Here is a 26935-nt window from a genome sequence, read left to right on the forward strand (position 1 = left end):
TTAAGGGAAATCAATTTGTTGGTTTAATTAGAGTGGTACCGCGGAAGCTTAGCTTTCCGTCTCTTAAAATTTAAGAGACGGAAAGCTTTTTTAATTTTATCTAAGATTAAAAGCAAAGGAGAAGATTTTATGTACAGTGTTAAAGTTGATAAAAAGTGGCAAAAAGAATGGGAAGAAACAAATCTTTATAAATTTGATGAAAATCATATGGATAATAAATTATACGTTCTGGAGATGTTTTCCTATCCATCTGGAAGCAAATTGCATGCCGGTCATTGGTTTAACTACGCTCCTGTAGATTCCTGGGCTAGGTTAAAAAAAATGCAGGGATACAATGTATTCCAACCTATGGGATTCGATGCATTTGGTCTTCCTGCTGAAAATTACGCTATAAAAACTGGAATTCACCCAAAAGATTCTACTGAAAAAAACATTAAAACCATGGAAGAGCAACTTAAATCCATGGGAGCAATGTTCAATTGGGAAAATGAAGTTATTACCTGCCATCCTGATTATTATAGATGGAATCAATGGCTATTTTTACAGCTGTATAAACACGGATTGGCCTATAGAAAAAATGCACCTGTAAACTGGTGTCCCAGCTGTAAAACAGTGCTCGCCAATGAGCAGGTAAAGGAAGGTTGCTGCGAACGCTGCGGCACTGAAGTCACTAAGAAGGATTTAACACAATGGTTCTTTAAAATTACGGACTATGCAGAAGAACTGCTCCAGGATCTGGATAAAATAGATTGGCCATCAAAAACAAAAGCCATGCAAAGACACTGGATAGGCAAGTCTACAGGCACAAATGTTACCTTCAAGGTAGTAGATTCTACCGTAGAATTCAGTGTATTTACTACAAGGGTTGATACCCTATTTGGTGTTACCTACGTAGTTATATCCCCTGAAAACAACTTGGTTGATGAAATAACTAAAGAGGTCTATAGAGATAAGGTTGAAAAATATAAAGAGCTGGCTAAAAAACAGACTGAAATTGAAAGGCAGTCAATTACAAGAGAAAAAACCGGTGTATTTACTGGTTCTTACGCTATAAATCCTATAAATGGGAGAAATGTTCCTATATGGGTAGGAGATTATGTACTCAGCACCTACGGTACTGGTGCCGTAATGGCAGTTCCAGCCCATGATGAAAGAGACTTTGAATTTGCTACGAAATATAAGCTGCCTATTGAAAGAGTTATAGATGGAGGAGATTCCCTTCCATATGTAGAATATGGCAAAATGATTAACAGTGATAAATTTAACGGGTTGTCCACAGTAGATGGTAAAAAAGCTGTAACTGAGGAACTGGAGAAGATGGGCCTGGGTTCCGGAAAAGTAAATTACAGGCTGAGAGACTGGCTGGTATCAAGGCAAAGGTACTGGGGAACTCCTATTCCAGTAGTATATTGTGACAAATGTGGAATAGTCCCGGTACCAGAGGATCAACTTCCAGTAGAACTTCCTTACGATGTGGAATTTTCTCCTGATGGAAAATCACCTCTTTTAAAGTCAAAGGAATTTATAAACACCACCTGTCCTCACTGTGGAGGACCTGCAAGAAGAGAGGCTGATACCCTGGATACCTTTGTGTGTTCTTCCTGGTATTACTTGAGATATGCAGATAATAAAAACAGTACAAAGGCTTTTGACAAAGATAAGATAGATAAAATGCTTCCCGTAGATATGTATGTGGGTGGACCCGAACATGCATGCATGCATCTTCTATATGCCAGATTTATCACTAAAGCACTTAGAGATATGGGATTTTTAAACTTTGATGAACCCTTCCTGTCTTTAAGACATCAGGGCATAATACTTGGACCTGATGGTCAGAAGATGAGTAAATCCAAGGGCAATACCATATCTCCAGACAGCTGTATACAACAATACGGCTCAGATGTGTTTAGAATGTATCTGATGTTTGGCTTTGATTACTCCGAAGGTGGCGCCTGGAGCGAAGACGGAATTAAGTCCATGAATAGATTCATAGATAGAATAGAAAGACTTATTAATTCAACAAAGGATGCCCTTAAAAATAAAGATGGCAATAAAACTTCCATGGATAATGCAGAAAGAGAATTAAATTATATAAGAAATTTTTCAATAAAATCCGTATCGGAAGATACTGCCAAATTTCAGTTTAATACGGCTATTGCCAGAATTATGGAGTTTACAAATGGACTTTCCAAGTACATCCAGGAAGATAAAAAGAATCTTTCCTTTTTAAAAGACAGTATACTTGATTTTATAAAGATCTTGGCTCCCTTTGCTCCCCATTTTTCAGAAGAACAATGGCATAATATGGGGATGGGATATTCCATATTCAATCAAAAATGGCCTGAATTTAATCCTGATGCACTTATAAAAGATGAAGTGGAAATAGCTATTCAAATAAACGGTAAGATAAAGGCCAAGATAAATATACCTACAAATTTAAGTGAAAAAGAAATAAAGGAATTATCTCTTTCAAATGGCAATGTCAAACCTTTACTGGAAGGTAAGGATTTAAAGAAAGTCATAGTAGTAAAGGGAAGGCTTGTAAATATAGTTGCAAAATAACACAATAGCAGCGGACAGTTTATTTGAACTGCCCGCTTATTATGTTCAGATTTGAGCCTCCCATTGTTATCTTCAGAGGAATTTACTATTACCTATAGATCTGGAGCAGTTTTTCTGTGGAACGTAATAAATTTACCAGTTCAAAAACTTCCCCTTCTTCGGTCAATTTGTTTAATTGTACCTGATACCTGGTAGCTTCAGCTAATTTACCCATAGATGACAAAGTCAGTATATTATTCATTATATCCGAAACCAAACTGGATTTTACTTCAAATAACTTCTGGGCATCTTTTATTTCATCCTTAATTTCAAGCATTTGCTTGTCAAGTTGAAATGCAGCATCAGCTGCACTTTTAAGTTTGAGTTTAATTGCATTCGGTATGTCATGTTTATATTTGTAATTTAGGGAATGTTCTGCGGTAGCCCAAAAGTTCATGGCTAAGGTCCTTATTTGAAATTCTGCCAGTATTTCTATTTCCCCATCTGACATATTAACCGGATATTTAATTACCATATGATAGCTTCTGTAACCACTTTCTTTTACATCAGTGATATAGTCCTTTTCATACATTATCTGCATGTCTTTTCTCTTTCTTACTATACTAACTACCCTTTCTATATCGTCTACAAATTGACACATTATTCTAATGCCTGCTATATCCTCCATTTCATATCCTATTCTGTCTAATGGTATGTTAAACTTAGTTGCCTTCTCCAGTATACTTGATATTTCCTTTACTCTTCCTGTAACAAACTCTATTGGTGAATATTCGTTTTTTCTTCTATACTCTTTTCTTATGCTTTTAAATTTTACTTTAAGCTCTTCAACAGCTTGATTATATGGTAGTAAAAATGTTTTCCATTCTCTTATTGCCACATAAATCACCCCTAACAGATATTATAAAATTAATGATATAGTACAATAATACTATTATATCAAAAATATGGAAAGTATAAAAACTATGATTTCATTTGAATTTTTGATATAATAATAATAAGATCTAGCTTATATTACAGAATTTATATGATTGATAATAAAGGTGATACAATATGTCTAAAGAAATATTTTCACAACCGGAAAATTCTGACTACAAAAATGGACTCAATGGACTCTGGGAAAAGGACAAACAAAAATCATTGCTCTACAATAAAAAAATAATCTGCCCTGTTTGCAACAGTTCATTTAACGCTAGAGCCATCAAAAAATCCTCATATAGGATAATAAAAAGGGATTCTGACTTTTTTATAAGATATTCTATAATAAATCCCTATTTTTATGATGTATGGGTATGTGACAGCTGCGGTTATGCTGCCATAAAAAATGACTTTGAGCACTTAAATGACTATGATACTGATATAATAAAGGAAAAAATTTCCTCTAAATGGCATAGCAAAAATTATCCTGAAGTATATGATATTGATCTGGCTATACAAAGATACAAACTATCTCTATTAAATTATTATACCATAGATGCCAGAGCCAGTAAAAAAGCAATGAATTTTCTTAAGATTGCATGGATGTACAGGCTTAAGGAAGATACTAAAAATGAAATGAATTTTTTAATACAGGCATTGGATAATTTTAATGATGCATATTACAACGAGGATTTTCCCATATGCGGCATGGATAGATTCACTACAATGTACCTTATAGGGGAACTGATGAGGCGTACAGGAAAAGAAGAGGATTCATTAATATGGTTCAGCCAGGTGCTGACTTCTACTATGGCATCTTCAAAGATTAAAAATATGGTCAGGGATCAAAAGGATTTGATAAAAGATTCTCTAAATGATAAATCACTTGATGGAGAACAATCCCAAAATATTTCAAAGGAAAATAAAACTCATGGATTATTTATGAAATTTCATAAATAACCTATACAATTAAAGGGGTTTCTGCAAATAAAGCTGCATTTCACAGAGCAAAACTTATTTGCAGATTATTTTTCTGGGATCAAAATCTATATAATCCGCAGAAGTCAATATATACTCTACCCCATTTAAAATCCCTGTTATAGCTTTTAAGGAAGCTTCTCCATGAAGATGTCCATATATAACCTTTTCCACTCCATACTCTTCAAATATATCCCTAAATCCTGAATTCATGAACTTTTCACCTATAGGCGGATAATGGATCATAATTATAAATTTACTATATCCGGCTTCTACTGCACAATCCAGTGAATTTCTCATTCTCATGAGTTCCCTGTTATATATTTTTTCATCATGCTGAGAAAAGTTTTCACTGCCGGGGCAACTCCATCCCCTAGTACCGCACAATGCATAATCTTTATATGTAAAAAAATTGTTCTGTATAAAATTCATATTCTCATACAAATTATTCAATTTTGTAATTCCAGTCCACCAATAGTCATGATTTCCCTTTATCATTATTTTTTTCCCAGGCAGATGATGAATCCAATCCAAATCCAAAAATCCATTTCCCATATTCATGGACCAGGATATATCTCCTGCTATAAGTACTGTATCTTCACAAGTTATCTTATTATTCCAATTTAATTCTATCTTTTTATGATGCTCAATCCAATTATCTCCAAATATATCCATGGGCTTATTACCAGTCATATCCAAGTGTAAATCTGATATTGCAAATAAAGCCAAATAATCACCTTCCTATATTTTTGTCTATATCTATTACATATGCTATGACTTTTGCCACTGCATCATATAATGCAATAGGTATATCATCCCCTATATCTACATTGCTCAAGAGATCAGCAAGCTCCTTATCATAAACTATAGGTACACTGCTTTCTCTTGCCTTATTCAATATATTATCCGCTATCTGACCTATACCTGCAGCAGTAACTATAGGTGCATCGTAACTCTCTTCATATTTTAAAGCCGCTGCCTTTTTTCTCCCATTCATTTTTGCTCCTTTCCGTTCCCTTACATTCCCCCTAGGTGCAGGAAAAAGATGTCTTGACCTCGGGGAACGAATTAAATCAGACTCTGGTATTGAGTATGCCTATATCATTATCCTCAAAGAATTCCCTGCAGGTTGATATGTTCATTTCTTCCACCTTCTCATGGAATTTAACATCTATATTATAACCTACATCTGATAAGCTCTCTAGTATTTTTTTATGTTCCCTGCTCAATAAATCAAGCCATTTTTTATTGCATTTAATATCTATGTCCATGTTATGATTATTTACGGCCAAATAGGCATCTACTACGCCCATATTTTCAGTATTTATGGAAGCAGCTATTTTAACATTTGTGGAGTCTATTTTTTTGCCTTTTTTTCTTTCATCTTTAATCATAAGCTTGCATTGATAATCCTTATGATTCAAGTTAATAGGCAAATCCATATAATAATATGAATTGGAAATAGTGTTAAATATTTTAAAATCATTTATATTATTGTTTAATATGCGGACTATATTTTCATTGGTATCACCTTTACCGCTATTTTTCTGATCTAAGATTCCCTTTATAATATCTTTCATATCATCGGTTTTTATGTCTATCTGAGCTTTTATCTGTTTTTCAATTTGCTCTATATCATCTTGTTTTATCATGCTGTTACCATGAGAAATATGAGGCATGATCTTGTCTCTTACAAGAGAAGTCAAAATGCTGCCTAAATGATCTTTACCCATATTTTCTTGCTTGTTATCTGCTGATATGTTTTTATATATCTGTGTCTCATTGCCGGTTTCAATGGGTTTATTTTTTATACTGCTTTCTCCTTTTAAGGTCACCTCACCACTTTTTAAGGCTTCCCCACCTTTTAAAGTTTCAGCACCATTTAAGTCTTCCTCAGCATAAAGTTTTTGATTATCTGCCATGGTTTTCAAAGTATCCATTTTCACACTGCCATTATTTCCTCCGCTTTGCTGCATGATTGATTGGTTTTTATTAACATTCACACCGTTTTTATTAGTACTATCCATATTATTATCTTTTAAACTATTTAAGACATCTTCAACTTTATTCTGCAATTGAACATTTTCCCACTTATTTTGCTGGACAATTTGCTTTGGTAGAAGCTGTCCTAGGTTTTTAATCTCATTATATATAGTTCCCTGATTTTTAAATACACTGTTAAAACTTTTTATATTATTTTCACTTAATTCCATATTATTTTCCAAAAAAGTCAGTAAATCATCTCTACTCATACTTTTTAACTGGTTAAAAAAATTTTTAAGGGTAGTGCTTATAGAGCTACCCTTCTGATCGTTAAGTGATATATTTTTACTAAGTAAATACTTCTGTATAAATACATCTTCTTCCTCTGGGTTCTGCTTTATTTTATTTATAAAATCCAATGTACTTTTTATATTTGAAATATTATTTTTTGTAAGTGGTATATCACGCTTGACCATTTTATCTATGAGTTCATAATCTTCATTACTGAGATTATAATCATTTTCTTTAATAAAGAGGCTAATGGGATCCTTGTCACCATTATTATGATCTTGTTCTGGGTTAACAATTCTCAATTTAAGTTTTCCATTTTCAAATCCTTCTACTTCTAATCTTATCAGTTGGTTTTCCAATACATTTTGAAAATTTTCTATTTCCCCAGAAAACTGCCAGCCATCTAAGAGTTTTAAAAGTATTTCACCTGTGGACTTATTCAGTTGTACAACTCTAGCAGAAAATTTCTCTCCTATTTCAAAAGACAGTTTTGTGGATATCTTTCTGTTGTTCACATTATAGGTACTGTTTATATTCCATATTCCTGCCAAATTCATCACCCTTTATAATTTACTATAAAAATCTTCCCTTTAATCTATATATAATTTATCGTTCAAAATCCTTATTTCATAAATAAAAAAATCCGGGAATATCCCGGATCTTCTTATTATTAATTATTATACCCGTTAATTTTTATTTTCTGCCAGTTTCCCATCCTTTATCTGCTCCTGCTTCAATATTGGAGATACACTTTTATAAAGGACAAGTGTCAAGGCCGTAAGAGCTATTCCCTTTAACAGATTAAATGGAATAATAGCAAATAGTACCAATGTATTTAAATCCGTTATACTTCCATTTATCTTTCCTGCTACTGCTACCATTGCACTTATAGGGAAATTAAGTACTTTTTCATAAAGAGGAAGCAATATAAAATAATTTAATAGTGCGGCAGCTACCGACATGGTGATGGTTCCAACTCCCAGGCTGATCATAGCTGACTTTTTAGTCTTCTTTTTACTGTATATATACCCTGCTGTAAAAACTAAAACCGATCCTACTGCAAAGTTGGCAACTTCTCCTATGAAGGCAGTCTTTCCATCAAATATTCCATGAAGTATGTTCTTCAAAAATTCTATAGCAATTCCAGCCCCTGGTCCCAGTGCAAAAGTCCCCATTAAAGCTGGCAGGTCACTTATATCAATTTTCAAAAAGGATGGAAATATTGGAATCGCAAACTCTATAAACATAAGCAGAAACCCTACTACCCCTAATAATGACACCTTTATCAACCTATTTAATTTGTTACCTTTCATCGTTAACACCCTCCTAAAACATTGAGTATAATCTACCAGGTAAATAAACATAATAAAAAAACCTGATAAATAGAATATCAGGGCTAATAAACATTATATTTTCACTTCTTTCATCCAGACTTTACTGTCGGCCTCGGAATTTCACCGAATCATACCACTTGTGGCTCGCGGGCTATACCGCCGGTGGGGAATCACACCCCGCCCTGAAGATTATCTTTTAAATTTTCAAGTTCATTATAATACTTTTATCTATATATTGCAATACGTTTTTTTAGATCACATTATGAAAAATATAGTCTATTGGTATATAATTAAATTGTAAAATGCAAATAATACTATAAAAATATATAAAGTTGGGTGATGATAATATGAAACCTGTACACATGTTTGTTACAAGCTGGTGTCCTTATTGCAAACAGGCACTTTCATGGATGAATGAGCTTCAGAGCAAAACTCCCGAATATAAAAATGTAGATGTAAAAATAATTGATGAAGAAAAACAGCCTGAAATAGCTAAAAAATATGACTATTATTATGTACCTACATATTTTGTGGGAAATACTAAAATTCATGAGGGAGTTCCATCAAAGGAAATCATAAAAGAGGTTTTTGAAAAGTCCCTTCATTAGGAAAGATTATATTTATTAAAGGATTTAGTGTTTAAAATGCACTAAATCCTATTTTTCTCTATGGTATACTTAACCTTTGTTCCATTTATTTCATGCTGAGAGAAATCCTCTTTCTCTTTTCATCAACATCAAGTACGGTTACCTTCACAACGTCTCCAACCTGTACTACATCAAGTGGATGTTTTACAAATTTATCAGAAAGCTGACTTATATGCACCAGGCCATCCTGATGTACTCCAATATCCACAAAGGCACCAAAATCAGCTACATTTCTAACTGTACCTGTAAGCACCATTCCAGGTTTCAGCTGGTTAAGATCTATAATACCAGTTTTAAGCACTGGTTTTGGAAGTTCCTCTCTTGGATCTCTCCCTGGTTTTTTTATCTCTTTTATTATATCTTCCAAGGTAGGTACACCTACCTGCAGCTTTTCAGAAAGAGTTCCTATTCCCACTTTCTCAACTCGGTCATCTATATGGGAAATACCTGAATTTTTAAGATCTTCTGCGGTATAACCAATAGTCTCTAAGAGCCCTCTTGCTGCATTATAGGATTCTGGATGCACCGATGTGTTGTCTAAAGGATCACTGCTTTCCATTACCCTCAAAAAACCGGCACATTGCTCGAATGCCTTGTCTCCAAGCCTTTTCACCTTTAAAAGCTCTTTCCTGTTTTTAAATTTACCATTTTCTTCTCTATAAGCCACAATATTAGCTGCTATAGTTGAATTTATTCCTGATATATAAGATAAAAGAGCCGGTGTTGCTATATTCAAATCCACTCCTACACTGTTTACACAGTCTTCTACTACACCCTTTAAGGATTCATCCAATTTTTTAGGAGTGACATCGTGCTGGTACTGTCCTACCCCTATGGATTTAGGATCTATCTTCACAAGTTCTGCCAGTGGATCTTGAAGCCTTCTGCCTATGGATATGGCCCCTCTTAAAGATACGTTTATGTCTGGATATTCTTTTGCTGCAAGTTCGGATGCAGAGTAAATAGAGGCTCCTGCTTCAGATACTATTACATAATAAAGTTCCCTATCTTTCTCTTCTTTTACTTCTTTTATAAGCCTTCCAATGACTTCTTCAGATTCCCTGCTGGCAGTTCCATTCCCAAGGGATATTACATCTACATGACATTTATAGACTAAGTCTTTAAGTTTTCTTATAGAGCCTTCTATGTCATTTTGAGGTGCAGTGGCATAAACTATAGCAGTATCAAGCAGCTTACCTGTATCATCCAATACCGCAATCTTACATCCATTTCTAAAACCAGGATCATAGCCAAGTACATTTTTACCTTTTATAGGAGGCTGCATTAAAAGTGCCTTTAAATTTGCCTTAAATATTTTTATTGCCCCTTCTTCTCCCTTGTCTGTAAGTTCTGATCTTATTTCTCTTTCAATGGAGGGATAAATAAGCCTTTTGAGAGAATCCTCCACACTTTTCTCTATATACGTATCAGTTGTACTGTTGCCTTTTAGGCATTGATTTTTCAGATAGATAATTATATTGTCCATATCACAGGTTATTTTTACCGATAAAACCTTTTCCTTTTCACCTCTGTTTATTGCAAGTATTCTATGGGCAGGAATGGACTTTACAGCTTCTCTATAATCATAATACATTTCATAAGGAGTTGGTTCCTTACTTTCACCTTTAGTTTCAATTATGCCGCTGTCATGGACAAATTTCCTTATCCACTTTCTATACTGCGCATTGTCTGAAACAACTTCACTTATTATATCTACAGCACCATCCAGTGACTCATCTGCTGACTTTACTCCCTTTTCTTCATTTATAAATTGTTTTGCATATTGTTTTATATCCTCTTTAAAGTCTCCACTTAAAATGACTTTTGAAAGTGGTTCCAGTCCCTTTTGTTTTGCAATAATAGCTCTAGTTCTTTTTTTAGGTTTATAAGGTCTGTATATGTCTTCAACCTCTGTAAGTGTGGTGGATTTTTCTATTGATTTTTTTAAATTTTCTGTAAGTTTATTCTGCTCTCCTATTATCCTTATTATATCTTCCTTCCTGATTTTAAGGTTTCTAAGATATGTAAGTCTTTCTTCAAGTTTTCTTAAGATCACATCACTCATGCTTCCAGTGAGCTCTTTTCTATATCTGGCTATAAAAGGTACAGTGTTCCCCGAATCTAAAAGTTCAATTACATTATTTATGTATTTTTTATTTACATCCAGCTCTAAAGCCAATGTATTTATTATATTATCCATGTTTTCCTCCTGATAGCTTTTTGTTTGAAATAATATAGCTAAAAATATATTACAACAGTTATATACATTTTGGCAAATTAATATATTTATAAAGACATTAATTGAAGGGGTTTATTTATAATGAAAAATTTCATACTGCATTTACTTTTGACTGTATCATGCTTAATCTGCTCATTAAGTTTTCAATATTGCTATTTTATAACTCCCCTGAATTCAAATGAGGTAAAAGACAACATATCCTATTTATCTTCTGACTCATTTAAAGGCAGGCTTGCCGGAACTTTGGAAAACTATGAAGCAGTTAACTTTATAAAAAATTATTTTGAAAGCCAGCACCTTACTCCATATAAAAGCAACTATCTGGAAGGTTTCAATGTTCTTTATCCCAGAAGAATAGCTGGCACACCCTACCTTAGAGTACTAGATAAAAATGGTTTCATAATAAAGCAATATAACTACGGTGTGGATTATAAAGAGGATATGTTAAATTTTAAAGATAATAACATATCTTTTAAAAAAGCTGATATTCTCATGGAAAGAGGGAATAACTTTCAAATACATAAGGATAACAAATATTTTATATTCTACAATCCAGAGGATGATAATCTGAATTTCAGAAGTTCCTTTATTGCAAACTCCAGCCAGAATATGTATATAATGATAAAAAGACAAACTGCACAGGATATAAAAAAATATGTGGATTCAGGATGTGAAATCAGTTGTTTTATACCTTTCGAAAACAAATCAACTTCCATATACAATATAATAGGATACATAAAAGGGAAAAAACCAAATCTTCCGCCTCTTGTTTTATCTGCACATTTCGACCATCTTGGTACTGATTTATCCGGCAAAGTATACAGTGGTTCACTGGACAATGCATCCGGTACTTCCTTTTTACTTGGACTTGTAAAATATATAAACTCTCTTGGAAGACCAGATAGGAATATAATAATTGCATCTTTTAATGCAGAAGAATTTGGATGTCTGGGGTCAAAAGAATTTGTTCAAAAATATTCAAATGATCTAAAAGGAAGTAAAGTAATAAATTTTGACATGATAGGAAGCAATAAAAAGATACCGCTTACTATAATGGGCGGCAAATGGGATACAAAAAACTCGAATTTTATAAATGAAATAGCTAATTTATGCCGCAAAAATAAAGTGGACTTTAAATATACTTTTGAAAACTGCAGTGACCACGAATATTTCAGAACTTATAATATAGATGCCGTAACCCTGTCAGATGAGGATATGTCAAAAATCCATACGCCTGAAGATAAAGATCGGTATATAAATACACAATCCATCGATAGATGTTTTAACATAGTCTCAAAGGAAATCAAGAATTATGCTTTTAAGGATAATTTCTATGTTTTGTATTGCCGCAATTTATTTATACTATCCCTCATAAGCCTACTTATAATATCCAAGTTATGTATTAGCAGAAGTTTTTAGATGATTTTTCCTGGATTCAATAAAAAACACTATGCCAATAGTAACTAAAAATATAATTAAACCGCAGCTGAAAAATCCAAATCTTCCACCGAATTTTTCCATTACTATACCTGCAAAGGCACTCCCGAGAGGGGTGCTTCCTATATTTAAAAGAGAATATATACTCATTACCCTTCCTCTATACTCATCTTCAGTATTAAATTGAAGTATGGTATTGGCCTTGTTTAAGAAGATAAGATTAAAAAATCCTATTAGTATAAAAATTATACCTACAGATACATAGCTCCTTGTAAATAAAGTTATTATCTGCAAAATGGCAATTATAAAAGAATCTATAATAAGATAGTATTTATTCCTGATTCTTCTGCCTTGCCCTGCCATAAACATGGCTCCAAAAAGAGATCCTAGTCCTATAAGGCTTAGAAATAAACTATAGACTTTAGAACTGCCATTCATAACTTCTTTTGCAAAAACAGGCACAATAACATTGCTGTTAAATGCAAAAGTACATACTATAGCCATTATAAACATGGTAGATACAAGTATTCTCTTATTCATTGTATATATTATGCCGTCTTTGAGATCCTTAAACAGGCTGGATTTTTTATTTTTAACTACAGGATTACCTTTGGTCTTTATTTTAACTACACCATATATTACGGGTATGAAGCTAAAAGCATTTACCAGAAAGCACTGAAGCACTCCAAAGTCATCCATAAGTATTCCTGCTACTGCAGGTCCAATTATACGTGACATATTAAATATAGTGGAATTTAGAGATATTGCATTGGGTAAATCACTTTTTCCCACAAGTTCAATGAAAAAAGACTGCCTTGTAGGCATGTCAAAACTTGTTATAATTCCATTTACAGCAGCCAGCGCTGCAAGTATCCAATATTTGCTATCATCATTATATACAAAAAAACTCAATGCAAAAGCCTGCACCATATAACACACCTGAGTTATAAGAAGAATGTTTTTCTTTGGATGTCTTTCCACTATGACACCGCTTAAAAGTGTTATCAAAAGTACGGGAGCATATTGAAACACACCTATAAGCCCAAGTAAAAAGGGAGAATTAGTTATTTTATAGACATACCAGCTTAAAGCCGTATTTTGAATCATAGTTCCCATAAGTGAGAGAAATTGTCCTGATAAAAAGTACCTGAAATCCCTGTGGTTAAGAGAAACAAAGGTACCCTTAAATTTTATTCTAGTACCCATATTATTATAATCCTTTCGCAAATATTTAAAATTAAGATACTGTCAAATTTTTATCATCGGACAGTATCTTAATTTTATCTATTTTGCCTGCTGTTTTAAATACTCTTTTATAAAATCATCTATATCCCCATCCATTACAGAAGATATATTTCCACTTTCAACACCTGTTCTATGATCCTTTACAAGGGTATAAGGATGAAATACATAGGATCTTATCTGACTCCCCCATCCCATGTTTTTCAGTTCTCCTGTTAAATCCTCTATCTTATCCTTATGTGCCCTTTCCTTTAGCTCCACCAGCTTTGACTTTAACATCCTCAGTGCCTGCTCTTTATTATAATGTTGACTTCTTTCATTTTGGCACTGTACAATTATACCCGTAGGTATATGAGTTATTCTCACGGCAGATTCAGTTTTATTTACATGCTGTCCACCTGCACCAGAAGATCTGTAGGTATCAACCTTTAGATCCTCTGGTCTTATATTTATATTCTGACTATCTGTGAGCTCAGGGAGCACTTCCACTGATGTAAAAGAGGTCTGTCTCTTTCCATTAGCATTAAATGGGGATATTCTAACCAGACGATGAATTCCCTTCTCAGATTTTAAATATCCATAGGCAAATTCTCCAATAATCCTCAGGGTAACACTTTTTATTCCTGCATCGTCAGCTTGAAGTATATCCAGGGTTTCAATTTTATAACCTTTTTTTTCTGCCCATCTTGTATACATTCTAAGAAGCATTTCCGTCCAGTCCTGTGCATCCTTTCCTCCCACACCCACATGCAAATTTAGTATGGCATTGTTTTTGTCATACTCACCACATAAAAGTATTTCCGTTTTAAATTTTTCTATATTAATTTCTATATCTCTTATTTCATTTACAATGTCTTTAGGCAAAATGCTCTCATCTTCTGATGTAATTTCAATTAAAACCCGGGCATCTTCTATTCTCTGCAATAGCTTATTGTACTCACTGAGTTTATGCTCTAAATTTTTTTCTTCAGTAGATATTTTTTGTGCATTTTGGGGATCATCCCAGAAACCAGCCTCCTGCATTTTCATTTGAAGCTCTTCTATTCTATTTTTAGAACCTTCTATGTCAAAGTGAATCCCTTATTTGTCTTATATCTTGTTCTAAACCATCTAATTTATTCAAACTTTCTTCCAGCTGAAATACCATTTAATCACTCTCCATTATACATTTACAACTTTAGGCAGTCCTTCCACAGCAATTTTTATATTTTTTCCCACTGCCACAAGGACAAGGATCATTTCTTCCTACAGTCTTTTCCTTTCTTACGGGTCTTTTCTTTACCACACTATCTTCTTGTTGATTAGTGCTTAAATTTTTAGCTACTCTTTCTCTTTCAGGGGCTCTCTCTATTTGTACATGGAGCAAATACTTGATAGTATCCACCTTGATATTGTAGATCATTTCATTAAACATTTCGCTGCCTTCAAATTGATATGCCTGGGCAGGCTCCTGCTGTCTGTATGCCCTGAGTCCAATAGCCCTCTTTAAATGTTCCATGTCATCTATATGATCCATCCATCTTGTATCAACAACCCTCAGCAGAATAACCCTCTCAATTTCCCTCATCTGCTCTGGAGTAAATTCTCTTTCCTTTTCTTCATAAATCTTTACACCTATGTCTGTAAATTTAGCTTTAATTTCTTCATTGGCAAGATTTATAATGTCTTCTTCTTTAACAGAACCCTTAGGTATATACACTTCTTCCATATAGTCAATTAATTTTACTATTTCATCTTCAAAGTCCTCTTCTACACCAGATATATGAGAATCCACGATAGAAGATACCATATCCTTTATCATCTTCAGCATATCTTCTCTCAAATCCTCGCCTTCAAGAACCTGAGATCTCTGTCTATATATAATTTCTCTCTGTTTATTTATTACATCATCATATTGTAGTAAAGTCTTTCTTATGTCAAAATTATTTCCTTCCACTTTCTTCTGCGCATTTTCTATAGCATTTGTAACCATTCTGCTCTCTATAGCCTCATCATCTTTAAGTCCTAATTTTTCAACTATACCCTGAAGTCTGTCTGAGCCAAATATTCTCATAAGATCATCCTCCAGAGATACATAAAACCTTGACACTCCTGGATCTCCCTGACGGCCTGAACGTCCTCTAAGCTGGTTATCAATTCGTCTGGATTCATGCCTTTCCGTACCTATTATCTTGAGTCCCCCTAGGGCAACTACACCTTTACCAAGTTTTATATCAGTACCACGGCCAGCCATATTAGTTGCTATGGTAATAGTTCCTTTTTCACCTGCATGAGAAATTATATCTGCCTCTTTCTCATGGAACTTTGCATTTAAGACTTGATGTGGAACTCCTCTTTTCTTAAGCATATCTGAAAGCAGCTCTGATTTTTCTATACTTACCGTACCTACAAGCACGGGCTGGCCTTTTTTATATGTTTCATATATTTCGTCAGCTATAGCCTTAAATTTCCCCTTAGCATTTTTATAGACTATGTCCGGTAAATCCTTCCTTATAACCGGTTCATGGGTAGGTATAGCTATTACATCCAGTTCATATATCTCTCTAAATTCATTTTCCTCGGTTTGGGCAGTACCTGTCATACCAGATAACTTATTGAACATCCTAAAATAATTCTGATATGTAATAGTAGCCAGAGTTTTAGATTCCCGCTCAACCTTGACTCCCTCTTTAGCTTCTATAGCCTGATGAAGTCCATCACTATATCTTCTTCCCTCCATCATTCTTCCTGTAAATTCATCTACTATTAATACTTCACCATTTTTTACCATGTAGTCCTTATCTCGCTTCATTATATAGTTAGCCTTTAGGGACTGGACTACATAATGCTGTATTTCCATATTTTCCGGATCTGCATAATTATCAAAATGAAAGAAATCTTCAGCTTTTTTTACTCCTGTATCCGTAAGTATTACCGCATTTGCCTTTTCATCTACAGTATAATCTTCTTTTTGCAGGGATTTTGCAAAACTGTCTGCCACATTATAGAATTCAGTTGACTTTTCACCCTCTCCTGAAATAATAAGCGGTGTTCTTGCTTCATCAATTAAAATTGAGTCAACCTCATCCACTATGGCAAAGTTCAATCCTCTCTGAACTCTTTCTTCTTTATATATAACCATATTGTCCCTCAAATAATCAAAACCAAATTCACTGTTTGTTCCATAGGTTATATCACAATTATAAGCTTCTTGTCTCTGAGACTGATCCATATCATGTAAAATTACACCTACTTTAAGGCCCAATGCTTCATATATTGGTGCCATGGAATCTCTATCTCTTTTTGCAAGGTAGTCATTTACTGTAATTATATGCACCCCTTTACCTGTAAGGGCATTTAAATAAGCTGGTGCAGTGGCAACCAATGTTTTACCTTCACCAGTTTTCATCTCCGATATTCTTCCTTGATGCAGCACTATTCCACCTATTAACTGCTCTTTATACTGTTTTAAACCCACATTTCTATATCCTGCTTCTCTAACAACTGCAAAAGCATCAGGCAGTATTGAATCCAAAGATTCACCTTTAGAAATTCTATTCTTAAATTCAGCTGTTTTAGCTTTAAGTTCCTCGTTAGTTAATTTCTTCATTTTTGAATCCATGCTATCTATTTTATCCGCTATAGGGATAACTCTTTTTACTTCTCGCTCACTGTACGATCCAAATATTTTTTGAAAAAGTTTCATTTTTTTCATCCTCACCACGTTAAATTTTATAAAAATCCATGCTTTATAAATTATATCATCTAATTATTAGCTATTCAACTCATATGGGCAATAGTTTACTTTAGTTTAATAATATAAGCTGTATTTTAAAGTATAAAAAGAGGAAGCATTTGCTTCCTCTACGCTGCTAATTAAAATTCAGGTTCTATTAACCCGTAATTTCCATCCCGTCTTCTATAAACCACATTTACTTCTCCATTTTCAGCATCTCTGTATACGAAAAAGCTATGACCCAAGAGCTCCATTTGAAGAACTGCCTCTTCTGATGACATAGGTTTCACTGCAAATCTTTTAGTCCTTACTATTTTATGTTCTTCATCGTCTTCTTCCACATCATTTTGTATGAATTGGAATCTTAAAGATTTAGAATTATTTCTTCTCAAAAGTTTTGTTTTCTGTTTACGTATCTGTCCTTCTAACTTATCTAAAACCAAATCTATTGAAGCATACATATCCTCATTTTCTTCTTCTCCTCTTAGTATAACTCCTGCAAAAGGAATTGTGACCTCAATTTTTTGCCTATTTTTTTGTACACTTAATGTAGCATGAGCTTCTACATCAGGGTTGAAATACTTATCAAGCCTAGATAGTTTTTTCCTCACAACATTTTTCAATGCATCAGTTATCACAATATTTTTTCCAGTTACAGTTATTTTCATATTTTCAGCCCCTTCCTTATTGTTGTCCTAAACAAATTAAACATGTTCAGGGTTAATTTACTTTTATTTATTAATATTATTGTAATACTACTTAGTATAAATTACAATAGTCACTGACTTACACCTTTTCTGTTTTTAATAGAATTAATAGTTACACTGCATTTATTTAAACATTTTTATGGTGACATTATATTTATCCGTGAAAATATGAAATTGATAAGCAACTGCCCATTAAAAATTTACGTAAAAAAACCTGCACCTTATAAATTAAAAGTACAGGCTTTTCACTATATATCTACTACTTCAAATTTTGCTCATATGCTTCAATCATTTTTTTAACCATATTTCCACCTATTGAACCAGCTTCTCTAGAAGTTAAATCTCCATTATATCCATTTTTTAAATTTACTCCAACTTCTTTCGCTGATTCCATCTTAAATTGATTCAGGGCTTCTTTAGCCTGTGGAACTACTGGTTTATTACTGTATGCCATAATACTCACTCCTTTTTATAGTAAACTTTACTGCTTACAATTACAGTTTGTACTTTACTACAAAAATTATTCCAGGTAATTAAATGAATTTTTATAATTATTTACAATTTCAAATCAAGCTTTGTTAACATTAGCTTCTTCTACAAATTCCATCTGTTCAGTTGTTTCTATGTTTTCTACATGGTCGCCATCTTGTTTTAAGGTGTTTTCTTCAATAACATCATCGCAAGCATTTCCTTTATTTAACAATACCAGGCATTTTGAAACCTTTTTATTGACTATCCCCACACCTAATAGAACAACTGCGATTCCTCCATATACAGCAATTGGTTCAAATATTCCCGGAAGCAGCTGGGATGGTACTAACTGTTTAATAACAGCAGCAGAAGAATATCCCTGAGCTACATAATTATTAACAGTACTTCTAAACAGGATAATATTATTAACTAATAATGCAACTCCAACAACTGCTATAACTAAAGAAACAACATAGAAAACAACTGAAACAGAAAATTTTCTTGATTTTTTTGACACATTTTTATCTTTAAGCTTCATAATAAATTATCTCCATTTCCACTTTTATATTCTTCTATTAATTAATATTAATGCATCATTATTGCATTTAAGTGTCAACATTGTTAACAATTTATAACCAGTAGAACAATTTTCTATGAATAGCCAAGCATTTTTAAATTCAAACGAATATGACAGCCCATAAAATGCTGTCATATGGCACTGTATAGTATAAATTATATTTTAAAAAATAAATATATATGGAGAGATATATTAAAGGAGAGATTTTATATCCATGCAGAATTCAAATCTTAATGATTCAAGTTTTCTGGATAATATTAGAACAGATAGGGGTACAGCTGATTTAAAAGATTTTTTTAGTCAGCTGTCAAAAAAGAATTTAAAAGAAGCAGTAGACTTTATCAATTGTAAAAACCTGCAGTTTTCCACTTTATTTATTCTTAAGGATGAAATTGAGAGGTACAATCTGTTTGATAGCCTGACTCCAAAAAATAGAACAGCATTATTGATTGTGAGGGAAATACTCACTGATAAAAAAAATAATTTATCACAGGATTATTTATCTTTTGATTATGTACAGGTAATCCATTCCACCTTGAAGTGGATATTGGAATCTGGCTTTGGTGATGACGGTATGAATGATGAATATGATCGTATTCTGGATATTACTTCTATACTCCTGACTAAAATGTACAGAGATAAAACATTACTGCCCATTATGGCAGATATGATTTTTGAGAGATATAAAAATGGATTTTTAATTCATGATTTGGTATGGGCCTTTTTTCAGGCAGCAGATCCACACTCTCTTATTATTATTGGAGAAAGATTACTATCATCTAATGCAAAAGATGTCGAGCTGTCATGCAGGCTGTTAAATTTTATACCGGAAATAGATAAAGGCATCAGCAAGGAGAAAAAGTATGCCATTTTTCTAAATTGGATGAAAGAAAATAGTGCATATTTAAAATATACAGGAGAAAGTTTTCAGCAAACTGCAAATCCCAAACCCTACAGGATAGTTCTTGAAGGCAAGTATTTATGCAGGAATATTTGTTGTAATACCGGAAAAGCATTGTGTCATTTATCAGAAAAAGAGTACAAACTACTAAATGAGTTTAATAGTTTAGATCACAGTACAAAGGTACTGCTTTCAAATTTTTCATTGAGAGTACATCATAAGAATATATATTTATGGAACATGTGGCACCGCTATTCTCTAGATGATCAGATAAAGATTGCCAGAATAGGAGGTGTACAATGATTAAAATTTCAGGCACTGAACTTGATATAAATACAATAATAGATCAGTACAAAAACCACAGTATAGAAAGATATACTCTCAACAAACTTTTTTCAAGCGTCCATATCTACGATTATAATTCACTAGATGAATTAAAATTTGAACTCAATATGAGAAAAAATATTGTAAATGCATCCATAGAGCTGGATAGAAGTGATTTCAGTTTCAGTGTTTTTCGTAAATCAAGATGCAATACGGATTTCTGGGAAAGAACAAAGCAAGGTGGTTTTTTGCTGAAGGAAGGAGTAAAGCCTTCAGTTGCAATTAATGACATTTACAAAAACAGCCGTAAATACGCTACAGAATGTGCTACAGCCATGGTTATTGTATATTATAGAGCATTCCTCGACTCCTTCTCGGAGAAATTTTTTGATGCTACTTTTTCAAGGATATATTTGATGAACTGGTATTATGTAGATGACCATTTAAAATTGCATACCAGCGATACCATAGCAGACGATTTGCCTGGGGACTGCAGGTACTTTCAAAATCCACAGGTGAATCCGTTAACTCCGGAGTGGCAAGGGGAAAATGTAATTGATCTGGGAAATGGAAAATACTACGGTCATGGAATAGGTATAAGAACCAGTGATGAAATAATTGCAGCATTGAATACAAGGAGAATTATTTGGGCAACTGAATCAGCCTATTTGCTTGATTCTGCCAAAAGGCCAAATTTTCAGCAACTGGCACATATTTATTAAATAAAAACCTAGTATTATAAAATGTACCCCTTGTGTTCAAGGAATCCAGTACTCAATACCTACATTCATGGACTTGCACTACATTGATATCGTTAACCCCTCAATAAAGTCTAGAGCAGTTGCCCACTCTAGACTTAAAACTATTGAGCTGTGCTTGCTGTATTTTGTACAGGAGTTACAGCGCCTTGTATACTAGCTATAGTTTGTTTTAATTTTTCGTTTTCCTGTTGTAACTTATCCTTTTCACTTTGGAGCTGTGAATTTTGAGTTTGAATCTGCGATATTTGAGTTTGAACTGCCGTTTGCTCAGCTGACTTTTTCTCTTCTGGACTTTTGAGCTCGTATACTTTGTTCTCAATAACTCCAGAAACTATTGTCTTGATATTGTCATCCACTTCTATGCCCAGCTTATTCAATACATTATACACATAATCCTCTGCACTCTTTTTTCTTTGACCTGCCGGAAGTTGTAAAGATGCACTGAGCTGTGCTGCTTGTCCCACTCCTATTCCTCCAAAGTGCTCTATGATACTTAATACATTCAAAAATTTATTTCCAGGCACCAGTGTCTTTGCTGCATCCGTATATTTCTTAGCCTCTTTTATGCCATCGTCTACTTTCTGTAAAACAGCCTCAGTGTCAACACCCTTTTTCTTCAAATAAGGCAAAATAACTAATACTGTCACTCCTACTCCTACAGCCAGTCCTATAATTACAAATAATATATTTAACTCTGACATTTTTATCTTACCTCCTTCAATTGTTTAGCTTTAAGAGAGAATTTCTCTCTAAACAATATATATGCACTTTATATGCATTTTATCAAATACAAGTTTACCCCTATTGTAAAAAATCTTATATTAAATGACTTTGTTTCCTTTAATTAATTATTGCTCTAGGGTTTTATCTCTGACTTTTTCTTTTATTATAAGTTGCAACTTAAAAATTACAACTATAAAAATATGATAGACTTTATAACAGTTTATGGTATAATAAACATATATAGTTAACTTCTTACAATATAAGTTGCCTTCTTGTTTTTAATACGGTAATGTTAAAATAAAGCCCTACCAATCCTAGGGCTTTATTTAATGTCTTAAATTAAAATAGATGCTTAATGAATTCGTATAAAATATAAGTAATCTTATATTTCTTTGATCTTTTACAATTTTCTTATTAGCTCCCATATAAACATCATAATCTCATGTGGAATAAATTTGGCTACTATTCGATGAATAAAACATATTGGCCCCGGAGTGGATACTGGAAGTCCTATTCTGCTGTCATTAAGCGCAATACTCACTACATTTTTTGCTTTACTCGCAAATATAAAATTCTTTATTTCTTTTCCATCTCCATTATGTTTTGCCTTGGAAATAAATTCAGTATCCTTAATCCAGTAAGGACAAACTGCTGTTACGTGTATACCTTTTGGTAGCAATTCTATCCTAAGAGCTCTACTATACCTATAAAGGAATGCCTTTGTAGCCGCATATACATTCAGGTATTGAAAAGGCTGAAAAGCAGACGTTGAACAAATTTGAAGAATACGACTTTTCTTTTTCATATATGGCAATACAGCTATAGTCATGTCCACAGCGGCACGACAATTTAAATCTATCATATTATCACTGTCCAAGCGGCTTATATCATTATAACTTCCTATTTTACCGAATCCCGCTGCATTTACCAAAATATTTATTAAAGGTTTTCGCGTTTTCAAATATTCTATAAAGTCATCAATATTTTCTTTTCTAGCAAGATCAAAAGGAAAAACTACAATTGGAACGTTAATCTTGCTAACCAATTCTTCAAGACGTTCTTTTCGCCTTGCAATCACCCAGATTTCACTAACATCATTCTCTTTAGAGGCAATTTGCCGAACAAACTCCCTGCCTAATCCACTTGAAGCTCCAGTTATTATAGCAATACCCATTTTCCCCTCCTTATAGTTTTAGCATACTTTTACAATCTTAAAATTTGTAATATACCCATGTTAAAATTATATAGGAATTAAATCACTTTTAAAAGTCCTGGATTTCTCGCCAGAGCCTATTCGTTTTGCTTTTGATGAAATAAGTCTTTATTCATCTATATATTCTTTTACAAATACTCATTAATTCCACTTCTGCTTTATATACTTTATAACCCAATAAATTTAATGTTGGATTCATATAGAACATTAAATTGTTTATAATCAGGTTCATAAATTAATTCATAAAAATCTTAGTATCATACTTTACTATATTGTAAATAATATTAATTAAATAGATGTCAAAGGAGGAATTGATAAATGAATTCACAAGCAAGGGACAGTATTCATAAGGTAAAAGAATCATTAAAAAGTGCTCAGCAAGGTTTGCGAATATCTGCAGGTGAAGTAGAAAATTCTAATATTAAAAAGCAAATAAATACTCAGTTAACTCAAGTTACTACTTGTCTTGGGGAATGTGAGAAAATAGCTTCTGGATTAAGCCAGCACAAAAATCACTAAATATAAAAATCATTGGATATACAAAATATTAAAGCCGCCAATTTATTAATAATTGGTGGTGCTTATATATTTTTCAATAAAAGTTAGAATTATTAGACTAAATCGTTACAAAAAAGCTTGAACCATTACAGAATAAGCAATAGCTTTAGCCAATGCTTGTCTTTGTTTTGCAATATATGGTATTGATTTTATTTATAGTTTCCTGCATTGGTGGCTGCACTTTTTATTAACATGTCCTGCAACCACAGACACAAAGTTAGAGAAAATTCAATTGCCACTATCTGAATCATAACCACTATATACAGTATATAATGATTCAGCCTATCTTTTGTCCTAAATTTGCCCTATTTTTGTCTCAAACTTGTCTCACGATTTTTTACAATTAAAAAGGCAATAGCATCCTTTTTCAGCTATTACCATACATACTTTCCCATTTAACAATATCATCAAGTATCTCCTCACGCCGCCTGTAAGCAGTGCTTCTCACACTATCTGCTGTCCAGTTGACACTCTTATTCAGCTGCCTTATCCTGTCCCTGTTCCTTCGGAGCTTTTGTTCCATCTCTTTTAACCTTTTATCCATAATCATCTTATCCTTTTAAAATCTTCATTATGCTTCTTCTAAGGTGCCAAAATATTTATTATATAGCTCAACTTCATCCAAACTTTTAAGCAATTTTTTCACTGTATCATCAGTTTCTTTATATGCTATTTTCTTGTCAAAATTTTTAGTAGCCATTGAAAACCAATTACCTTTTTTTGTCCTATATAAAATAGTATCGCGTCTAGGATATATTATTAAACCTAAAGGACCTTCTAATGGATATTGCTTTGTATATTTTATAATCTTTTCAGATTTTTCAGTATCATATACCTTGTTATCTATTATAAATTTCATTACTCTTCCCTCCATACAGCTAAGAATACACGCTATTTCAAATATTCCAACTAATATATATTTTAACATACTTGATGTCTTTTAAATTATGTGTTTTCTTATTTTACTAATAGAATTCAATAAAATTATATCTGTTATTATCACTTATTTATTATATTTATCTCATGCCATAAATGAAACTAAATATATAATTCTGCAACTTATATAATCACTCCTCAAATATACTAATCTGTCCTTTTAACACTAATTTTTTCTTTATGCTTTCTCTTTTGTTCTCTCTTAACCTTATTTATTCGGGACAGGTATAATACTAGACCTATCCCTATAGCTTTACTTTCTTTAGATTTTAGCTTTCTGCCACGTACAAGGCATTATTTAACTTCCCCTTCATATTTCTCTTTAAGTCTCAAATATTTTTTATATTCATTTTCCTCTTGTTCTTTTTTATACTTCTCAAAAGTTCTTTCTCTCTCTTTTTTCTGTTCTTCTTCATATACTTTAATTTCTTGTTCCGTTATAATCTCTTTTCTTTTCAATACGTTAACAAGATACTTATTATTCATTATATAACAACACGTCCGTGATGACCTTAGCACATAATAATTATCTTCATCACATTCAAACTCAATAATTCCACCGTCTTTCGTAGCAATTGTAATTCCTTCTCCAAATCTATTCAAATCAATAAAAGTAATTTCTTTTCCAATTAAATCTTCTTCATCTTTTATAAAATACATTTATTCAACCTCCATATCCATATTTACATTTCCTTTTATTTTCTATAGGGTATGGGATACTATATTCTTTAAGTATTCTAAATGTCTCACAATTCTTATTATTTTTATTACAATTTCTGCAACTTCTATCAATCAAAATTTCTATAATACTTCTAAAATCTTCATCAGCCATTACTTTGTATACAGCTTTGTCCCGATTCGGACTTCTTTGTCTCGGTATGTATACACTGTCACCACCTGCCTATTCGTTTTGTCTTAGGCTGAAAAAATAACTTTGCTAGGAATCAATGGACTTACAAAATGTCTTTAAATCGTTATAATACAACAAGAAGATATAGAACTTATCGTTCTATACCTTCACCAAATGTTAATTCCAAATATTTATCTAGTATATCGCTACTAAAATTTCCATATTTTTTGCTTTTACAAATATATTTATTTGCATTGTCATTATATTGTATACTTTCTTCTAAACTTATTATATCAAAAGGATTCTCCTGAGAATTAGAAATAATAATATTAATTTTATCACTCAATCTCACAAATGAAATTGAGTGAATTTTATTATTTAAATCAGCTATACTTAATTGAACTATTATATACCCTTCATCATCATATTCAAATTTTATTTTTCCTTCTGACAGCTTAATCTCTCTAGTTAATTTTTTTTCCATTGTTTTAAAAAAATTTTTAATTATATTTCGCACAATTTCCAAGGCATCCTCTTGTGTAATTTGGTCTTTATATTTTTCTTTAATTTTCTCTATTAATTCGTCTGAATAACTCATATATAACATCTCCCTGACTTCCTAAATATTGTATTTATTTATAATATTTAAGTAATTTCTCTGAGACATTCTAACTTTTTAATTATTTCATAATTACTTTATGATTCTTTTGACTTCATGGTTCCAAATTCAAGATATTAATATAAAAATAAGTATTTGAAGAACTTTCTCCAAAATCTTTTCATCTAAAATATTTGAAACTAGCTTATAAAAAGCATATCTGGTACGTATCTATTTCAAAATTTACCTTTAATGAATATTATCAACAGTTTTGGATATACTAAATATTATAGAAGCATAAAGGAGAAAAATAAATGAAGAAGTTTCTTTTTAAAATTTTTAAAAAGAGCTTAGTCATTCTATCTTGTTTATTAAAATTTATTATAAATAAGACACAATCGAAAAATATAAAATAAGAAAATATTATTACTATAATAATTTTAAATAGCAAGAGTTAAATACTAGGCTCCCAATAGAAAAGTAAAATTTTCTATTGGGAGCCTTATAGATAACTAATAAAAATAGTAAAAATTTAGCATATATATATAAACACTCAGATTGAATTCAGATGCTTTCTCCACGCAAAATAAGCACCCCGCCATTTAGGATGCCTACTTTACAATATATCTTTTAAGGAGTTCAATTTATATAGTACCTGTTGGTGGTTGCATTTAAGTTTAACGTGCCCTGCAACCACAGACACTAATAGAGTAATTAATACTATTATTATTTAAGAAGTATCGCCATTATGATTATATTATATTTATATTATTAAAATTACCTTAAAATCTTATAAAAAATTTACCTGCCAGTTTCGCATTGTTAAGAGGCTCGGCGGGTATATCAATGGAGGGTATTGTTATGTCTAATCTTCTTACAATACCTATTATATTGCATTTTGGCAATATTTTAATTCCACCTTAATTCATAAATAATTCCTAATATCTTTGCTATCTATACTTTGCACTAAAAA

The 26935-nt window shown here is 32.4% G+C and carries 27 protein-coding genes, 1 riboswitch and 1 other annotated feature (1 of these 29 cut by a window edge); of the genes, 7 read left to right on the forward strand and 20 right to left on the reverse strand.

Annotation, left to right across the window (positions count from 1 at the left end; all coding sequences use genetic code 11):
- Window positions 1–67 (forward strand) — a binding site (T-box leader) (it extends 140 nt beyond the left edge of the window).
- A 62-nt stretch (window positions 68–129) separates the two neighbouring features.
- Window positions 130–2562 (forward strand): leucine--tRNA ligase, encoded by a 2433-nt coding sequence (leuS, locus tag AB8U03_RS03445; protein ID WP_369703152.1) that lies wholly within the window; start codon window positions 130–132, stop codon window positions 2560–2562.
- 88 nt (window positions 2563–2650) lie between these two features.
- On the opposite strand, the gene AB8U03_RS03450 is transcribed toward leuS, so the two are convergent.
- Complete coding sequence (locus AB8U03_RS03450) at window positions 2651–3439, reverse strand: GTP pyrophosphokinase (RefSeq protein ID WP_369703153.1); 789 nt, start codon at window positions 3437–3439, stop codon at window positions 2651–2653.
- A gap of 173 nt (window positions 3440–3612) precedes the next feature.
- On the opposite strand from AB8U03_RS03450, the gene AB8U03_RS03455 reads away from it, so the two are divergent.
- Entirely contained in the window at window positions 3613–4437 is an 825-nt protein-coding gene (locus tag AB8U03_RS03455) for a DUF2225 domain-containing protein (RefSeq protein WP_369703154.1), read from the forward strand.
- A 54-nt stretch (window positions 4438–4491) separates the two neighbouring features.
- On the opposite strand, the gene AB8U03_RS03460 is transcribed toward AB8U03_RS03455, so the two are convergent.
- From AB8U03_RS03460 to AB8U03_RS03475, 4 genes are all read right to left on the reverse strand, one after another.
- A complete protein-coding gene (locus AB8U03_RS03460) occupies window positions 4492–5184 on the reverse strand; it encodes a metallophosphoesterase (protein ID WP_369703155.1) in 693 nt (230 codons plus the stop codon).
- A 4-nt stretch (window positions 5185–5188) separates the two neighbouring features.
- Window positions 5189–5452 carry an EscU/YscU/HrcU family type III secretion system export apparatus switch protein gene (locus AB8U03_RS03465; RefSeq protein WP_369703156.1) on the reverse strand — a complete coding sequence of 88 codons (264 nt, stop codon included), beginning with the start codon at window positions 5450–5452 and terminating at the stop codon, window positions 5189–5191.
- A 76-nt stretch (window positions 5453–5528) separates the two neighbouring features.
- Window positions 5529–7286, reverse strand: a complete 1758-nt coding sequence (locus AB8U03_RS03470; protein WP_369703157.1) for a hypothetical protein — start codon at window positions 7284–7286, stop codon at window positions 5529–5531.
- A 129-nt stretch (window positions 7287–7415) separates the two neighbouring features.
- On the reverse strand, window positions 7416–8042 hold the full coding sequence (locus tag AB8U03_RS03475; protein WP_369703158.1) for an ECF transporter S component: 627 nt from the start codon (window positions 8040–8042) through the stop codon (window positions 7416–7418).
- Between the two features lie 98 nt (window positions 8043–8140).
- Window positions 8141–8257, reverse strand: a riboswitch (FMN riboswitch).
- 153 nt (window positions 8258–8410) lie between these two features.
- On the opposite strand from AB8U03_RS03475, the gene AB8U03_RS03480 reads away from it, so the two are divergent.
- Complete coding sequence (locus AB8U03_RS03480; RefSeq protein WP_369703159.1) at window positions 8411–8671, forward strand: glutaredoxin family protein; 261 nt, start codon at window positions 8411–8413, stop codon at window positions 8669–8671.
- A gap of 85 nt (window positions 8672–8756) precedes the next feature.
- Here AB8U03_RS03480 and AB8U03_RS03485 read toward each other — a convergent pair whose 3' ends face one another.
- Window positions 8757–10910 (reverse strand): Tex family protein, encoded by a 2154-nt coding sequence (locus tag AB8U03_RS03485; protein ID WP_369703160.1) that lies wholly within the window; start codon window positions 10908–10910, stop codon window positions 8757–8759.
- Window positions 10911–11030: 120 nt separating this feature from the next.
- Here AB8U03_RS03485 and AB8U03_RS03490 point away from each other — a divergent pair, with 120 nt between their 5' ends.
- Entirely contained in the window at window positions 11031–12368 is a 1338-nt protein-coding gene (locus AB8U03_RS03490; RefSeq protein WP_369703161.1) for a M28 family metallopeptidase, read from the forward strand.
- On the opposite strand, the gene AB8U03_RS03495 is transcribed toward AB8U03_RS03490, so the two are convergent.
- The 6 genes from AB8U03_RS03495 to AB8U03_RS03520 all read right to left on the reverse strand — a co-directional run bounded on the left by AB8U03_RS03495 (window position 12345) and on the right by AB8U03_RS03520 (window position 19059).
- On the reverse strand, window positions 12345–13592 hold the full coding sequence (locus AB8U03_RS03495; RefSeq protein WP_369703162.1) for an MFS transporter: 1248 nt from the start codon (window positions 13590–13592) through the stop codon (window positions 12345–12347). The two genes, AB8U03_RS03490 and AB8U03_RS03495, sit on opposite strands and share 24 nt — an antisense overlap.
- A gap of 78 nt (window positions 13593–13670) precedes the next feature.
- Window positions 13671–14775, reverse strand: a protein-coding gene (gene prfB / locus AB8U03_RS03500; RefSeq protein WP_369703163.1) for a peptide chain release factor 2 whose coding sequence is annotated in 2 segments (ribosomal slippage) — window positions 13671–14708 and window positions 14710–14775 — 1104 coding nt in all. Because the reading frame shifts where the segments join, the coding sequence is not laid out codon by codon here.
- Between the two features lie 30 nt (window positions 14776–14805).
- Window positions 14806–17313 (reverse strand): preprotein translocase subunit SecA, encoded by a 2508-nt coding sequence (gene secA / locus AB8U03_RS03505; RefSeq protein ID WP_369703164.1) that lies wholly within the window; start codon window positions 17311–17313, stop codon window positions 14806–14808.
- 170 nt (window positions 17314–17483) lie between these two features.
- A complete protein-coding gene (gene hpf / locus AB8U03_RS03510) occupies window positions 17484–18011 on the reverse strand; it encodes a ribosome hibernation-promoting factor, HPF/YfiA family (RefSeq protein WP_369703165.1) in 528 nt (175 codons plus the stop codon).
- A 298-nt stretch (window positions 18012–18309) separates the two neighbouring features.
- A complete protein-coding gene (locus AB8U03_RS03515) occupies window positions 18310–18504 on the reverse strand; it encodes an alpha/beta-type small acid-soluble spore protein (protein ID WP_369703166.1) in 195 nt (64 codons plus the stop codon).
- Between the two features lie 114 nt (window positions 18505–18618).
- Window positions 18619–19059, reverse strand: coding sequence for a hypothetical protein (locus AB8U03_RS03520; RefSeq protein ID WP_369703167.1), 441 nt, complete (start codon window positions 19057–19059; stop codon window positions 18619–18621).
- 253 nt (window positions 19060–19312) lie between these two features.
- Here AB8U03_RS03520 and AB8U03_RS03525 point away from each other — a divergent pair, with 253 nt between their 5' ends.
- Window positions 19313–20302: a hypothetical protein gene (locus AB8U03_RS03525; protein WP_369703168.1), complete on the forward strand. Its 990-nt coding sequence runs from the start codon at window positions 19313–19315 to the stop codon at window positions 20300–20302.
- A complete protein-coding gene (locus tag AB8U03_RS03530) occupies window positions 20299–21045 on the forward strand; it encodes a protein-glutamine gamma-glutamyltransferase (RefSeq protein ID WP_369703169.1) in 747 nt (248 codons plus the stop codon). The genes AB8U03_RS03525 and AB8U03_RS03530 overlap by 4 nt, the downstream gene beginning before the upstream one ends.
- A gap of 140 nt (window positions 21046–21185) precedes the next feature.
- Here AB8U03_RS03530 and AB8U03_RS03535 read toward each other — a convergent pair whose 3' ends face one another.
- Both AB8U03_RS03535 and AB8U03_RS03540 read right to left on the reverse strand, forming a co-directional pair.
- A complete protein-coding gene (locus AB8U03_RS03535) occupies window positions 21186–21785 on the reverse strand; it encodes a hypothetical protein (RefSeq protein WP_369703170.1) in 600 nt (199 codons plus the stop codon).
- A gap of 422 nt (window positions 21786–22207) precedes the next feature.
- Window positions 22208–22981, reverse strand: coding sequence for an SDR family NAD(P)-dependent oxidoreductase (locus AB8U03_RS03540; RefSeq protein ID WP_369703171.1), 774 nt, complete (start codon window positions 22979–22981; stop codon window positions 22208–22210).
- 357 nt (window positions 22982–23338) lie between these two features.
- Between AB8U03_RS03540 and AB8U03_RS03545 the strand changes: the two genes are divergently transcribed.
- Window positions 23339–23539 carry a hypothetical protein gene (locus AB8U03_RS03545; RefSeq protein ID WP_369703172.1) on the forward strand — a complete coding sequence of 67 codons (201 nt, stop codon included), beginning with the start codon at window positions 23339–23341 and terminating at the stop codon, window positions 23537–23539.
- 406 nt (window positions 23540–23945) lie between these two features.
- Here the strand turns inward: AB8U03_RS03545 and AB8U03_RS03550 are convergent, their stop codons facing one another.
- From AB8U03_RS03550 to AB8U03_RS03575, 6 genes are all read right to left on the reverse strand, one after another.
- The gene (locus AB8U03_RS03550; protein ID WP_369703173.1) at window positions 23946–24101 is read right to left on the reverse strand and encodes a hypothetical protein; all 156 of its coding nucleotides are present in this window, start codon (window positions 24099–24101) and stop codon (window positions 23946–23948) included.
- Window positions 24102–24149: 48 nt separating this feature from the next.
- Window positions 24150–24437, reverse strand: a complete 288-nt coding sequence (locus tag AB8U03_RS03555; RefSeq protein ID WP_369703174.1) for a hypothetical protein — start codon at window positions 24435–24437, stop codon at window positions 24150–24152.
- A 371-nt stretch (window positions 24438–24808) separates the two neighbouring features.
- Window positions 24809–25174, reverse strand: coding sequence for a hypothetical protein (locus AB8U03_RS03560; RefSeq protein WP_369703175.1), 366 nt, complete (start codon window positions 25172–25174; stop codon window positions 24809–24811).
- Window positions 25175–25178: 4 nt separating this feature from the next.
- Complete coding sequence (locus tag AB8U03_RS03565; protein WP_369703176.1) at window positions 25179–25346, reverse strand: DUF5651 domain-containing protein; 168 nt, start codon at window positions 25344–25346, stop codon at window positions 25179–25181.
- A 169-nt stretch (window positions 25347–25515) separates the two neighbouring features.
- A complete protein-coding gene (locus tag AB8U03_RS03570) occupies window positions 25516–25971 on the reverse strand; it encodes a hypothetical protein (RefSeq protein WP_369703177.1) in 456 nt (151 codons plus the stop codon).
- A gap of 773 nt (window positions 25972–26744) precedes the next feature.
- Window positions 26745–26867, reverse strand: coding sequence for a hypothetical protein (locus AB8U03_RS03575; RefSeq protein WP_369703178.1), 123 nt, complete (start codon window positions 26865–26867; stop codon window positions 26745–26747).
- Window positions 26868–26935: the final 68 nt, after the last annotated feature.

It is taken from the genome of Clostridium moutaii (assembly GCF_041205085.1).
Classification (GTDB): Bacteria; Bacillota; Clostridia; order Clostridiales; family Clostridiaceae; genus Clostridium_B; species Clostridium_B moutaii.

What these genes read in the sequence shown, in the direction of transcription:
- AB8U03_RS03540 (WP_369703171.1), bottom strand. Translation starts at nt 22,981, where the DNA reads ATGGGTATTGCTATAATAACTGGAGCTTCAAGTGGATTAGGCAGGGAG.
- AB8U03_RS03555 (WP_369703174.1), bottom strand. Translation starts at nt 24,437, where the DNA reads ATGAAATTTATAATAGATAACAAGGTATATGATACTGAAAAATCTGAA.
- AB8U03_RS03485 (WP_369703160.1), bottom strand. Translation starts at nt 10,910, where the DNA reads ATGGATAATATAATAAATACATTGGCTTTAGAGCTGGATGTAAATAAA.
- AB8U03_RS03465 (WP_369703156.1), bottom strand. Translation starts at nt 5,452, where the DNA reads ATGAATGGGAGAAAAAAGGCAGCGGCTTTAAAATATGAAGAGAGTTAC.
- AB8U03_RS03570 (WP_369703177.1), bottom strand. Translation starts at nt 25,971, where the DNA reads ATGTTATATATGAGTTATTCAGACGAATTAATAGAGAAAATTAAAGAA.
- AB8U03_RS03560 (WP_369703175.1), bottom strand. Translation starts at nt 25,174, where the DNA reads ATGTATTTTATAAAAGATGAAGAAGATTTAATTGGAAAAGAAATTACT.
- hpf (WP_369703165.1), bottom strand. Translation starts at nt 18,011, where the DNA reads ATGAAAATAACTGTAACTGGAAAAAATATTGTGATAACTGATGCATTG.
- AB8U03_RS03480 (WP_369703159.1), top strand. Translation starts at nt 8,411, where the DNA reads ATGAAACCTGTACACATGTTTGTTACAAGCTGGTGTCCTTATTGCAAA.
- AB8U03_RS03535 (WP_369703170.1), bottom strand. Translation starts at nt 21,785, where the DNA reads ATGTCAGAGTTAAATATATTATTTGTAATTATAGGACTGGCTGTAGGA.
- AB8U03_RS03515 (WP_369703166.1), bottom strand. Translation starts at nt 18,504, where the DNA reads ATGGCATACAGTAATAAACCAGTAGTTCCACAGGCTAAAGAAGCCCTG.
- AB8U03_RS03455 (WP_369703154.1), top strand. Translation starts at nt 3,613, where the DNA reads ATGTCTAAAGAAATATTTTCACAACCGGAAAATTCTGACTACAAAAAT.
- AB8U03_RS03545 (WP_369703172.1), top strand. Translation starts at nt 23,339, where the DNA reads ATGAATTCACAAGCAAGGGACAGTATTCATAAGGTAAAAGAATCATTA.
- AB8U03_RS03475 (WP_369703158.1), bottom strand. Translation starts at nt 8,042, where the DNA reads ATGAAAGGTAACAAATTAAATAGGTTGATAAAGGTGTCATTATTAGGG.
- AB8U03_RS03495 (WP_369703162.1), bottom strand. Translation starts at nt 13,592, where the DNA reads ATGGGTACTAGAATAAAATTTAAGGGTACCTTTGTTTCTCTTAACCAC.
- AB8U03_RS03530 (WP_369703169.1), top strand. Translation starts at nt 20,299, where the DNA reads ATGATTAAAATTTCAGGCACTGAACTTGATATAAATACAATAATAGAT.
- AB8U03_RS03565 (WP_369703176.1), bottom strand. Translation starts at nt 25,346, where the DNA reads ATGGCTGATGAAGATTTTAGAAGTATTATAGAAATTTTGATTGATAGA.
- AB8U03_RS03525 (WP_369703168.1), top strand. Translation starts at nt 19,313, where the DNA reads ATGCAGAATTCAAATCTTAATGATTCAAGTTTTCTGGATAATATTAGA.
- AB8U03_RS03520 (WP_369703167.1), bottom strand. Translation starts at nt 19,059, where the DNA reads ATGAAGCTTAAAGATAAAAATGTGTCAAAAAAATCAAGAAAATTTTCT.
- AB8U03_RS03490 (WP_369703161.1), top strand. Translation starts at nt 11,031, where the DNA reads ATGAAAAATTTCATACTGCATTTACTTTTGACTGTATCATGCTTAATC.
- AB8U03_RS03470 (WP_369703157.1), bottom strand. Translation starts at nt 7,286, where the DNA reads ATGAATTTGGCAGGAATATGGAATATAAACAGTACCTATAATGTGAAC.
- leuS (WP_369703152.1), top strand. Translation starts at nt 130, where the DNA reads ATGTACAGTGTTAAAGTTGATAAAAAGTGGCAAAAAGAATGGGAAGAA.
- AB8U03_RS03550 (WP_369703173.1), bottom strand. Translation starts at nt 24,101, where the DNA reads ATGGAACAAAAGCTCCGAAGGAACAGGGACAGGATAAGGCAGCTGAAT.
- secA (WP_369703164.1), bottom strand. Translation starts at nt 17,313, where the DNA reads ATGAAACTTTTTCAAAAAATATTTGGATCGTACAGTGAGCGAGAAGTA.